This is a genomic window from Streptomyces sp. NBC_01013 (assembly GCF_045162765.1).
Lineage (GTDB): Bacteria > Actinomycetota > Actinomycetes > Streptomycetales > Streptomycetaceae > Streptomyces.
Genome location: NZ_CP108687.1, coordinates 6,106,273 through 6,118,530, shown reverse-complemented (window position 1 = coordinate 6,118,530; position 12,258 = coordinate 6,106,273). Strand labels below are relative to the sequence as shown.

10 protein-coding genes are annotated in these 12,258 nt (G+C 70.8%); 4 read left to right on the top strand and 6 right to left on the bottom strand.

Going from position 1 to position 12,258, the window contains the following annotated elements; all coding sequences use genetic code 11:
• The first annotated feature begins 172 nt into the window (after positions 1-172).
• Complete coding sequence (locus OG538_RS26620; protein ID WP_406097711.1) at positions 173-1,555, top strand: cysteine desulfurase/sulfurtransferase TusA family protein; 1,383 nt, start codon at positions 173-175, stop codon at positions 1,553-1,555.
• Positions 1,556-1,561: 6 nt separating this feature from the next.
• On the opposite strand, the gene OG538_RS26615 is transcribed toward OG538_RS26620, so the two are convergent.
• Entirely contained in the window at positions 1,562-2,536 is a 975-nt protein-coding gene (locus OG538_RS26615) for a carbohydrate kinase family protein (RefSeq protein ID WP_406097709.1), read from the bottom strand.
• A gap of 182 nt (positions 2,537-2,718) precedes the next feature.
• Here OG538_RS26615 and OG538_RS26610 point away from each other — a divergent pair, with 182 nt between their 5' ends.
• Positions 2,719-2,916, top strand: a complete 198-nt coding sequence (locus OG538_RS26610; RefSeq protein ID WP_406097707.1) for a hypothetical protein — start codon at positions 2,719-2,721, stop codon at positions 2,914-2,916.
• 139 nt (positions 2,917-3,055) lie between these two features.
• Positions 3,056-4,519, top strand: coding sequence for a hypothetical protein (locus OG538_RS26605; protein WP_406097706.1), 1,464 nt, complete (start codon positions 3,056-3,058; stop codon positions 4,517-4,519).
• Between the two features lie 97 nt (positions 4,520-4,616).
• Here OG538_RS26605 and OG538_RS26600 read toward each other — a convergent pair whose 3' ends face one another.
• Entirely contained in the window at positions 4,617-4,973 is a 357-nt protein-coding gene (locus tag OG538_RS26600; RefSeq protein ID WP_030970782.1) for an iron-sulfur cluster assembly accessory protein, read from the bottom strand.
• A gap of 224 nt (positions 4,974-5,197) precedes the next feature.
• On the opposite strand from OG538_RS26600, the gene nadA reads away from it, so the two are divergent.
• Entirely contained in the window at positions 5,198-6,394 is a 1,197-nt protein-coding gene (gene nadA, locus OG538_RS26595; protein WP_406097704.1) for a quinolinate synthase NadA, read from the top strand.
• Positions 6,395-6,517: 123 nt separating this feature from the next.
• Here the strand turns inward: nadA and OG538_RS26590 are convergent, their stop codons facing one another.
• The 4 genes from OG538_RS26590 to OG538_RS26575 form a co-directional block, all read right to left on the bottom strand.
• Positions 6,518-9,673 (bottom strand): efflux RND transporter permease subunit, encoded by a 3,156-nt coding sequence (locus tag OG538_RS26590; RefSeq protein ID WP_406097702.1) that lies wholly within the window; start codon positions 9,671-9,673, stop codon positions 6,518-6,520.
• A 163-nt stretch (positions 9,674-9,836) separates the two neighbouring features.
• Positions 9,837-10,532 carry a response regulator gene (locus OG538_RS26585; protein ID WP_406097700.1) on the bottom strand — a complete coding sequence of 232 codons (696 nt, stop codon included), beginning with the start codon at positions 10,530-10,532 and terminating at the stop codon, positions 9,837-9,839.
• Positions 10,529-11,800, bottom strand: coding sequence for a sensor histidine kinase (locus OG538_RS26580; protein ID WP_406097698.1), 1,272 nt, complete (start codon positions 11,798-11,800; stop codon positions 10,529-10,531). Before OG538_RS26580 ends, OG538_RS26585 begins: the two co-directional genes overlap by 4 nt.
• 173 nt (positions 11,801-11,973) lie before the next feature.
• Entirely contained in the window at positions 11,974-12,252 is a 279-nt protein-coding gene (locus OG538_RS26575) for a hypothetical protein (RefSeq protein WP_406097696.1), read from the bottom strand.
• Positions 12,253-12,258 lie beyond the last annotated feature (6 nt).

Here is a 12,258-nt window from a genome sequence, read left to right as displayed (position 1 = left end):
ACCAAACCCTACTGGACGCTATTTGGGGTCGCGCGGGGAGGGTGCCCAACGCGCCGCCCGACTCCCCGAAGGGGTGGAATCCGGGGCTCCGGGCGCCATCTGACGGCCCCTCTCCCGGCCGTCCCGGCAGCCGGGCCCCGGGCCGTGGCCGGGACCGGGCTAGCGTGGCCGGGTGCCCTACTTCGATGCCGCGTCCGCCGCCCCCCTCCACCCCGTCGCCCGTCAGGCGCTGCTTGCCGCGCTGGACGAGGGGTGGGCCGACCCCGCCCGCCTCCACCGGGAGGGACGGCGTGCCCGGCTGCTGCTGGACGCGGCCCGGGAGGCCGCCGCGGAGGCCGTCGGCTGCCGCCCCGACGAGCTGACTTTCACCTCGTCGGGCACACGGGCGGTCCATTCCGGAATTTCCGGAGCGCTCGCGGGGCGTCGGCGTGTCGGCCGCCATCTGGTGGTGTCCGCGGTCGAACATTCGTCGGTGCTCCATTCGGCCGCCGCCCATGAGAGCGGGGGCGGATCGTTCACCGAGGTCCGGGTGGACGGAACCGGGGCGGTGAGCGCGCAGGAGTACGGGGGCGCCCTGCGCGAGGACACCGCACTGGCCTGCCTGCAGTCCGCCAACCACGAGGTGGGCACCGAACAGCCGGTGGCCGAGGTGTCCGAGCTCTGCCGGGCCGCGGGGGTGCCACTGCTGGTGGATGCCGCCCAGTCGCTGGGCTGGGGACCGGTCCCGGCCGGCTGGTCGCTGCTGACGGCGAGCGCACACAAGTGGGGCGGCCCGGCGGGAGTCGGGTTCCTCGCGGTGCGCAAGGGGGTGCGGTTCGCGACCCAAGGCCCCACGGACGAGCGGGAGTCGGGGCGGGCCGCCGGTTTCGAGGACATCCCCGCGATCGTGGCCGCGGCGGCGTCCCTGCGGGCGGTACGGGAGGAGGCGGCCGCGGAGTCGCTGCGGCTGCGGGTCCTGGTCGACCGGATCCGGACCCGGGTACCGGAACTGGTGCCCGACGTGGAGGTGGTCGGTGATCCGGTGCGACGACTGCCGCATCTGGTCACCTTCTCCTGTCTCTATGTCGACGGAGAGACCCTGCTCCACGAGCTGGATCGGTCCGGCTTCTCCGTATCGTCCGGTTCGTCCTGCACGAGCAGCACGCTGACGCCGAGCCATGTACTCAAGGCGATGGGGGTGCTCTCGGAGGGCAACGTCCGGGTGTCACTGCCGGCGGGTACGTCCGACGAGGACGTCGACCGCTTCCTGGCGGCGCTGCCCCCGGCGGTCGCGGGTGTCCGGGAGAAGCTGGGCGCCCCGGCCGCGACCATCCCCTCCCCCGCCCCGGCGCCCTCGCTCGTCGTCGACGCGCTCGGCAGGCGCTGCCCGATTCCGGTGATCGAGCTCGCAAAGGTGATCGGAGAGGTACCGGTGGGCGGGACGGTGACGGTCCTGTCCGACGACGAGGCGGCGCGCCTGGACATTCCGGCCTGGTGCGCGATGCGGGAACAGGAGTACGTGGGAGAGGAGCCGGCGGACCGGGGCTCGGCCTACGTGGTCCGCCGGCTGTCCTGAGACCCCTCAGGCGAGGTGCGTGCGCACCTCGGCGGCGGCCTCGTGGCCGTACGCCTTGGTGAAGCGGTCCATGAAGTGGTTGCGGTGCAGGGTGTACTCCTGCGTGCCGACCGTCTCGATGACCAGGGTGGCGAGCATGCAGCCGACCTGGGCGGCGCGCTCCAGTCCGACACCCCAGGCGAGACCGGAGAGGAATCCGGCACGGAAGGCGTCGCCGACGCCGGTCGGGTCGGCCTTGACGTTCTCCTCCGGGCAGCCGACCTCGATCGGCTCCTCGCCGACGCGCTCGATCCGCACACCCTGGGCGCCGAGGGTGGTGACCCGGTGGCCGACCTTGGCGAGGATCTCGGCGTCGGTCCAGCCGGTCTTGGACTCGATGAGCCCCTTCTCGTACTCGTTGGAGAAGAGGTACGTGGCGCCGTCGAGCAGGATGCGGATCTCGTCGCCGCCCATGCGCGCGATCTGCTGGGAGAAGTCCGCGGCGAACGGGATTCCGCGGGAGCGGCACTCCTCGGTGTGGCGGAGCATTCCCTCGGGGTCGTCGGCGCCGATGGAGACGAGGTCGAGGCCGCCCACGCGGTTGGCGACGGCCTTCAGCTCGATCAGACGGGCCTCGCTCATGGCGCCCGTGTAGAAGGAGCCGATCTGGTTGTGGTCGGCGTCCGTCGTGCAGACGAAGCGGGCGGTGTGCAGGACCTCGGAGATCCGGACCGAGCCCGTGTCGACCCCGTGACGGTCGAGCCAGGCCCGGTACTCGTCGAAGTCGGAGCCCGCGGCGCCGACCAGGATCGGACGGGTTCCGAGCAGACCCATGCCGAAGCAGATGTTGGCGGCGACACCTCCCCGGCGCACGTCCAGGTTGTCGACCAGGAAGGAGAGCGAGACCGTGTGCAGCTGATCGGCGACCAGCTGGTCGGCGAATCGGCCGGGGAAGGTCATGAGGTGGTCGGTGGCGATGGAGCCGGTGACTGCGATACGCACGGGGAGACTGCTCCTGCGGAGGTCGAGGGGAACGGCGACTGCGTTCCCCGGACGGCGTGACAGATGAGGGGGCCCGGAAACCGGGCCTTCTCACGCTACCGGTTCCGGCAATCAGGCTAAGGGGCAAAACTACCCGATAGTAGGGCTTTCCTCCTGAGCTCGGGGGTGCCTACGGTGCCGATATGTCGAACAACATCGTTCCGCGCGAGTCCGAGACCGGTCTGGCCGAGCTGCGCGGAGACTGCGCGCGCATGGCTCCGCACTGGGTGGTACCCACAAGGATCGCTCCCACCCCTGTGACGCCGTCCCTCATTCACGGCGTGACCGTGCCGCCCGCCTCGGCCCGGCTGATCGACGCGATGACGGAATACGGCGACTGAGAGGCGGGGCGGGGCTCCCCGTCGCACCGGCCGCCACCCCGGAGGGAACCGTCCTCGCCCCCGCCCCGTCCCAACGGTGTCCGCACCGGCGGACGGGCCCCAGCGGGGCCACGGCGTACGACGGCTAAGGAGCGAACCGGTGAGCACCCAGCGACCCGACAACGATGTGACCGGCCCCCGGCGGCGGTCGCCACTCGCCGTGGCCTCGGTGGCGGCGGCCGTACTCCTGGCGGGCGGCGGCGGCGCGTACTGGGCGGCGACCGCGGCGGACGGCGGCAACGGCAGCGCCGCGCAAGGTTCCGGCGGCACTCCCCCGCCGCTCTCCCTGGACGAGCCTGCGGGCGGCCCGGACACGCCCTCCCCCCGACCCTCGGCGCCGACTCAGGGCATCGCGCCGGGTGAGCCGGACCCGCATGGAGGCCGGCTGGTCTACCGCGCGTCCGGCGCTCTGCCGGAGGGTCCGGACGAGGCGGCGGTCCAGCGCCCCGAGGGGACCGTGTCGGCGTCCGAGGTGGCCCGGCTGGCCAAGGCGCTGGGCGTGCAGGGCACCCCGCGGGCAGAGGGCACGTCCTGGAAGGTGGGGTCCGACGGGGACGGCTCAGGACCGTTGCTGCGGGTGGCCAAGCAGGCTCCGGGGACATGGACGTTCGCCCGGAACGGCAGCGGCGGCACGGACAACTGCCAAAAGGGCAGCACCTGTTCGGGCAAACCCATGACTCCGGGCGACTCCGGGTCACCCGTGAGCGAGAAGGCCGCGAAGGCCGCCGCGGTGCCGGTACTGAAGGCGGTCGGCCAGGACGATGCGGCCCTCGATGCCCGCCAGTTGATGGGTTCGGTCCGGGTGGTGAACGCCGACCCGGTGGTGAGCGGGCTGCCGACGTACGGCTGGGCGACCGGCATCCAGATCGGCTCCGAGGGCGAAGTGGTCGGCGGCGGCGGACAGTTGAAGGGCCTGGAGAAGGGCGCCGAGTATCCCGTGATCGGCGCGGACGACGCGTTGGAGCGGCTGAACGCCGCACAGCCGCCGGGCGCCGGGAAGACCGGCGACTGCGCCACTCCCGCACCGCTGGAAGACGGCGAGAAGTCGTCCGGCATGAGCTGTGGCAAGCGGACCGGGGCGGAGCCGTCCACGACGACGGTGACGGTCGACAAGGCGGTCTTCGGTCTGGCGGCCCGGTACGTGGACGGGAAGCAGCTGCTCGTACCGTCCTGGATCTTCACGGTCCGGCCGGGTGCGGGCGGCAGGGGCGACACCGTCACCCAGGTCGCGGTGGATCCGGCGTACCTGTCGAAGGACGCCCCCTCGGAGAAGACCCCGGACGGCGGCGGAACGACGAAGTCCGGGCGCACGGTCCTGTCGTACAGCACCGACGGACGGACACTCTCGGTGACCTTCTGGGGCGGCGTCTGCAGTAAGTACGCGGCGAGTGCCGACGAGGACGGCTCCGCGGTGCGGGTATCGGTGACCGAGTCCAAGCCGGAGGCCGGAAAGGTCTGCATCATGATCGCCAAGGAGCTGACCCGCAAGGTCACGCTGGACCAGCCGCTGGACGGGCGGAACGTGGTCGACGCGGCGTCCGGCAGGGTGGTGCCGCGCGGCTGAGGCGACCCGCGCACGACAGCGGCGGCGGCCCCGGATCACTGTTCTCCGGGGCCGCCGCCGTACCGTTTCGCCGCTGTCGCTTCGCGCTCGGGCCCTCTTAGCTGAAGGAGTCACCGCAGGCGCAGGAACCCGTGGCGTTCGGGTTGTCGATCGTGAAGCCCTGCTTCTCGATGGTGTCGACGAAGTCGACGGAGGCGCCGCCCAGGTACGGGGCGCTCATCCGGTCCGTGACGACCTTGACGCCGTCGAAGTCCTTCACGACATCGCCGTCCAGCGAACGCTCGTCGAAGAAGAGCTGGTAACGCAGGCCGGAGCAGCCGCCGGGCTGGACGGCGACGCGCAGCGCCAGGTCGTCGCGGCCTTCCTGCTCCAGCAGGCCCTTGACCTTGGCTGCGGCGGCGTCGGACAGGAGGATGCCGTCGCTCACGGTGGTGGTCTCGTCCGATACGGACATCTGCTTCTCTCCCGGGTTGTACGGAGACTGCTTGCCGACGTTGCAACCGTCGGGACCGCGGATTCATTCCGGGCCGAGCGCTTGCCTGTTCCATTCATGCTCGCACACCGGCCACGCGGGCGGATGCGTCACATCGACGCTATCGGCATCGTCAAAGTGACGTGAAGCAGTTATGATAGATAGCGTCAATTAGACGAAAAGGCTTGCCCCGCAGAGAAGAAAGGGTGCGTGACGTGACCACGGCCCACCCCGTCCAGGAACTCGATGTCCAGCCGACACCCCTCGCCCTGCTCCTGCTCGGCCGCGACGCCGACCCCAAGAGCGAGCGTGGCGTCGAATGCCCCGGCGACCTGCCCTCCCCGTCCGACCCGGACCTGGTGGAGCGCGCCCGCGCGGCCAAGGAGAAGCTGGGCGAGAAGGTCTTCGTCCTCGGGCACCACTACCAGCGCGACGAGGTCATCCAGTTCGCCGATGTGACCGGCGACTCGTTCAAGCTCGCCCGTGACGCGGCGGCCCGGCCCGAGGCCGAGTACATCGTCTTCTGCGGCGTGCACTTCATGGCGGAGTCCGCCGACATCCTGACCACCGACGACCAGAAGGTCGTGCTGCCGGACCTGGCGGCGGGCTGCTCGATGGCCGACATGGCCACCGCCGAGCAGGTCGCCGAGTGCTGGGACGTGCTGACCGAGGCCGGCGTCGCCGACCAGGTCGTGCCCGTCTCGTACATGAACTCCTCCGCGGACATCAAGGCCTTCACCGGCCGCCAAGGCGGCACGATCTGCACCTCGTCGAACGCGAAGCGTGCCCTGGAGTGGGCCTTCGAGCAGGGCGAGAAGGTGCTGTTCCTGCCTGACCAGCACCTGGGCCGCAACACGGCTGTGCGGGACATGGGGATGACGCTGGAGGACTGCGTCCTCTACAACCCGCACAAGCCCAACGGCGGCCTCACCGCCGACGAGCTGCGCAACGCGAAGATGATCCTGTGGCGCGGACACTGCTCGGTGCACGGGCGCTTCTCGGTGGAGTCCGTCAACGACGTACGGGCGCGCATACCCGGCGTCAACGTGCTGGTGCACCCGGAGTGCAAGCACGAGGTCGTCGCGGCCGCGGACTACGTCGGCTCGACGGAGTACATCATCAAGGCGCTGGAGGCGGCCCCGGCCGGCTCGAAGTGGGCTATCGGCACCGAGCTGAACCTGGTGCGCCGCCTGGCCAACCGTTTCGCCGCGGAGGACAAGGAGATCGTCTTCCTCGACAAGACGGTCTGTTTCTGCTCGACGATGAACCGGATCGACCTGCCGCACCTGGTGTGGACGCTGGAGTCACTGGCCGAGGGGAACCTGGTCAACCGGATCGAGGTCGACCCGGAGACGGAGAAGTACGCGAAGCTGGCGCTGGAGCGGATGCTGGCGCTGCCGTAGGGCTTCGCGCGCCCCGGACGGGAGCGGATAACGCCGCCTCCCGTCCGGAACGGCATCGAGGAAACCCGAAGGGGCCTGCCCCACACACTCGTGTGGGACAGGCCCCTCGCCGTACCCGCCGGGTCAGGCCTTCGCGGGCTCCGGCTCGTCGGAGGAGGTCCCCTCCGATTCGGCCGGGGCCGGCACGCCGGCCTTCCTGGCCCGCTTCGCGGCCTTCTTCTTCGCGCGGCGCTCCTTGAAGAGCTCCACCATCGCGTACAGCGTCGGCACCAGGAGCAGCGTCAGCAGCGTCGAGGTGACCAGACCGCCGATGACCACGACGGCCAGCGGCTGCGAGATGAAGCCGCCCTCGCCGGTGACGCCGAGCGCCATCGGGAGGAGAGCGAAGATCGTCGCCAGGGCCGTCATCAGGATCGGGCGGAGCCGGTGACGGCCGCCCTCGACGATCGCCTCGACCACGGCCATGCCCTGGGCGCGGTACTGGTTGATCAGGTCGATCAGCACGATCGCGTTGGTCACCACGATGCCGATCAGCATCAGCATGCCGATCATCGCGGGGACGCCCATCGGGGTGCCGGTGATGAGGAGCAGGCCGATGGCGCCCGTCGCCGCGAACGGGATGGAGACGAGCAGGATCAGCGGCTGGACGAGCGACCGGAAGGTGGCGACCAGCAGCATGAAGACGATCGCGATGGCCGCCAGCATGGCCAGGCCCAGCTTCATGAAGGCGTCGTCCTGGTCCTGGGAGACACCGCCGATGGTGGCGGTGGCGCCGTCCGGGAGGTCCAGGGCGTCGATCTTCGACTGGAGCGAGGCGCTGACCGCGCCGGTGTTGTCACCGGTGGGCCTGGCCGTGATCGTCGCGGCGCGCTGGCCGTCGATCCGGGTCATGGCGACCGGTCCGGGGACCAGCTTCACATCGGCGATCGAGCCGAGCTTGACCGCGCCCAGCGGAAGGTTCTTCAGCTCTTCCATGGTGGTGGCCGGGTGGGCCGACTTGATGACGACGTCACGCTCGGTGTCGTCCAGGATCGCCTTGCCGGACGGGGTGCCCTGCACGGCGCCTGCGACGGTCGCGCCCAGCGTGGCCTGGCTGTAGCCGGCGTCGGCGGCCTTGCTGTTGGCCTTGACCGAAATGCGCGGGACGCTCTGCGCCAGGTCGCTCTGGACGTCCGTGACGTCCTTGAGCTTGGCCACCTCGGCGCGCACCTCCTCGGAGGCCTTCTTCAGGGTGTCCCCGTCGGCGGCCTTGACCACGACGCTCAGGTCCTGGCTGCCGAAGCCGTCACCCGCGGCGATGGTGGTGTCCCCGATGCCGTCGAGCTTGCCGAGGGCCTCGTCGATGCGCTCCTGGGTGGCGTCGTAGTCGGCCGAGTCCTTCAGGGTGACCTGGTAGGAGGCCTGGTTGGCACCCGTGCCGCCACCGAAGGCGGCCATGAAGCCGGACGATCCGACGGTGACCTGGTAGTCCTTGACGCCCTCGTCACCGGCCAGGACCTTCTCGACCTTCTTGGCCGCCTCGTCGGCGGCCGCCAGGCTGGTGCCCGGGGTGAGCTCCTGCTTGATGGACAGGACTTCCTGCTCGCCCTGGTCGAAGAAGTTCGTCTTCAGCAGCGGGGCCATGCCGAAGGTGCCGAACAGCACGGCGACGGCGATGACGATGCTGGTGATGCGGCGACGGGTGGCGAAGCGGAGCACCTGGACGTAGATCCGCTGGAGCTTGCTGCGGGCTTCCTTCTCCTCGGCCTCGCGACGGGCCTTGTCCGGGTCCTCGGCGCTGCCCTTGGGGGCGCGCAGGAACCAGTACGACAGGACCGGGACGACGGTCAGCGAGACCAGCAGGGAGGCCAGCAGGGCCGCGGTGACGGTCAGCGAGAACGAGCCGAAGAGCTGGCCCACCATGCCGCCGACCAGACCGATCGGCAGGAAGACCGCAACCGTGGTGAGGGTCGAGGCGGTGACCGCGCCGGCCACCTCCTTCACCGCGGTGGTGATCGCGGACTGGCGCTCCTCGCCGTAGCCGAGGTGGCGCTTGATGTTCTCCAGGACCACGATCGAGTCGTCGACGACCCGGCCGATCGCGATGGTCAGCGCGCCCAGGGTGAGCATGTTGAGCGACAGGTCGCGGGTCCAGAGCACGATCAGCGCGAGGACCACGGAGAGCGGGATGGAGACCGCGGTGACCAGGGTCGACCGCAGCGAGGCCAGGAAGACCAGGATCACGATGACCGCGAAGAGCAGGCCGAGCGCGCCCTCGGTGGTCAGGCCCGAGATCGCCTTGGAGACGGCGGGGCCCTGGTCGGAGACGACCGTCAGCTCGGCACCGGCGCCCAGGTCCTTGCGCAGGTCCGGGAGCTTGTCCTTGACGGCGTCCGAGATGGCGACGGCGCTGCCGTCCTTGTCCATCGTCGCCATGACGGCGAGGCTCGGCTTGCCGTTCGTACGGGTGAGGGAGACCGTGGTGGACGGCTCCTGCTTCACCGTGGCGATGTCACCGACCCGGACCGGCTTTCCGGGCTTGCCCGTCGCCGGGTTCTGCCCGGAGACCCGCAGGTCCTCGAACTCCCGCAGGCTGGTGAAGGTGCCACCGACCTGGACGGTGCGGCTCTTGCCCGCCTCGGAGAAGGAACCCGCCGGGACGGTCGCGCCGCCGGCCTTGAGCGCTTCGGCGAGCGAGGTCGGGTTCAGTCCGGCCGCCGCGAGCTTCTTGTCGTCGGGGGTGATGGAGACCTGGAGGTCCCGCACACCGTCGACGTTGACCTGGCCGACGCCGTCGATGTCCTCCAGCGCGGGGACGACGGTGCGGTCCAGCTGATCGGCGAGCGCCTGCTGGTCCTTGTCGGAGGTGACGGCGAGGACGACGGTCGGGATGTCGTCGGTCGAGCCGGCGATGACCTGCGGGTCCACATCGTCGGGCAGCTGGATACGGGCGCGGTTCACCGCCTGCTGGATGTCCGCGACGAGCTGCTTGGTGCCCTCGTCGCCGAAGTCGAACGTCGCCATGATGACGGCGTTGCCCTCACTGGCGGTCGAGGTCAGTCCGGTGACGCCGTCGACGTCCTTGATCGAATTCTCGAGCGGTTCGACGACCTGCTTCTCGACCACATCGGGGGACGCACCCTGGTAGGGGGCGAGCACCGACACCATCGGCAGTTCGATGGTGGGCAGCAGCTGCTGCTTGAGCTGCGGGATCGCGATGGCTCCGAACACGAGCGCGACGATCGAGATCAGCCCGATCAGGGCCCTTTGCGCGAGGCTGAATCTGGACAGCCAGGACATGGGTGGGTCTCTCTTCTGTGGCTTACGCGGCAGGTGGGCGGGTGACTCGGGGACAGACCCGGCCCACCTGTACGATCGCCCATCGGCGGCACCGGAATCGTCGGTCCCAGGGTCGCTTTCTTATGCCGCGCATACCGCAGGTGGAGTACGCCGCGTCTGCACCTCACTCCACCCGCGGGCGCACCAGGCCCGATTCGTACGCAATTACGACCAGTTGAGCGCGATCCCTGGCCCCCAGCTTCGCCATCGCCCTGTTCACGTGGGTCTTGACGGTGAGTGGGCTGACCGCCAGGCGCTCGGCGATCTCGTCGTTGGACAGCCCGCTCGCGACGAGCACCAGCACCTCGCGCTCCCGGGTGGTGAGAGCCTCCAGACGCGCGGAGTACTCGGCCGCTCCCGGCCCCCCGTCACCCGAGCTGCCGCCCTGTGCGAGGAACGTGGCGATCAGGCCCTTGGTCGCGGCGGGCGACAGCAGCGCCTCGCCGCCGGCCGCGATCCGGATGGCGTTGAGGAGTTCCTCAGGTTCCGCCCCTTTCCCGAGGAAGCCCGAGGCCCCGGCCCGCAGCGACTGCACCACGTACTCGTCCACCTCGAAGGTGGTGAGCATGACCACGCGGACGTCCGCGAGTTCCGGATCGGCGCTGATCATCCTGGTCGCGGTGAGACCGTCCGTACCGGGCATCCGGATGTCCATCAGCACCACGTCGGCACGCGTCGAGCGGGCCAGCTCCACGGCCTGCGCCCCGTCCGCGGCCTCGCCGACCACCTGCATGTCGGGCTCCGAGTCGACCAGCACCCGGAACGCGCTGCGCAGCAACGCCTGATCGTCGACGAGCAGCACCTTGATGGCCGGTGTCATGCGTTCTCCCCCGTCCGGCCCGCCGCGTCCGGCTGATCCGGCTCCTGCGCACGGGCCTTGAGGGGCAGGATCGCATGGACCCGGAAGCCGCCGCCGTAACGGGGTCCGGCGGTGAGGGTGCCGCCCAGGGCGGTCACCCGTTCCCGCATGCCGAGGAGGCCGTGGCCGCCGCCGACGAGGTCGCCGTCCGCGCGGCCGGCCGTGCCCTGCCCGTTGTCCAGCACCATGACCTCGGCCGTGGCCCCGACCCGTACGACACTGATCTCGGCCTTCGCCCCGGGGCCGGCGTGCTTGCGCACGTTGGTCAGCGCCTCCTGGATCACCCGGTACGCGGCCAGGTCCACGGCGGCGGGCAGCGGCGGGCCCTCCTTCGCCGAGCAGGCCACCTCGACGGGCAGCCCGGCCCGCCGCACGGTCTCCACGAGCTCGTCCAGGACGGCGAGCCCGGGGGCGGGTTCGGTCGGCGCCGTCGGGTCGCCGGACTGGCGCAACAGCCCCACGGTGGCCCGCAGTTCGTTGAGCGCGGAGCGGCTCGCCTCGCGGACATGGGCGAGCGCCTCCTTGGCCTGGTCGGGGCGCCGGTCCATGACATGGGCGGCGACCCCGGCCTGCACGTTGACCAGAGCGATGTGATGGGCGACGACATCGTGCAGGTCACGGGCGATGCGCAGCCGCTCCTCGGCCACCCGACGCCGGGCCTCCTCCTCGCGGGTCCGCTCGGCCCGTTCGGCGCGCTCCCTGATCGCGCCGACGAACGCCCGGCGGGAGCGGACCGCGTCCCCCGCCGCGCCCGCCATCCCGGTCCAGGCGAAGATCCCCAGGTTCTCCTGGCTGTACCAGGGGGCCGCCCCGAAGAACATCGCGGCCGCGGTGAGCACGGCCATGGTGAGCAGTCCGACCCGCCAGGTCGTCGGCCGGTCGGTGCGGGCGGCGACGGTGTAGAGCGCGATGACGGTGCTCATCACCACGGGGGCCGGCGGATCTGCCGCCACCAGTTCGACGACGGCCAGCACCCCGGTGGCGGCGAGTACCGCCATCGGCCGTCGGCGGCGCCAGATCAGGGCGATGGCGCTCAGCGCCATCAGGAACACACTGCCGACGGCGGGCGCCCTGGTGCCGAAGGTGGGTCCGTGGTGTACGCCGGGCGCGGCGAACGACCCGACGACCATCGCCACGTACACGGCCAGGGCGAGCGCGCCGTCCAGCGCGAGGGGATGGTCGCGCAGCCAGTTCCGGATGCGCAGAACCCCGGTTCCGAGGGTGGTCACGTCAAGCTACGTTACGGCGTGTCGCAAGGTGACCGGTGCGCGCGACCGGAGGGAGCGGTGCGGGGCCGGGTCCGGACGGCCGCTCCGGTCGTGGACAGTGCTGTGCCCCGTGGGCCGGCGGGCCGTCCACGGGGCACGGGGTGCGGGTGCTGGAGCCGCCGGTCGTCAGCCGGTCAGCCGGGGATCAGCCCGTCGTCGCTGAGCATGGCGCGGACCTCTTCTAGAGTCGCGTCGGGCGACGGCAGGATCAGCTCGGACGGCTCCAGGGAGGCGTCCGGCAAGGGTGTGCCGAGTTCGCGCACCCTGGCGAGCAGCGCGTGGAGCGTGGAGCGGAAGCCGGGGCCGTCGCCCCTCTCCATTTCGGCGAGCAGTTCGTTGTCGAGCTTGTTGAGCTCGGCGAGATGACTGTCGGCCAGGACTGCCTGGCCCTCCCCCATGATCCGTACGATCATGACGCT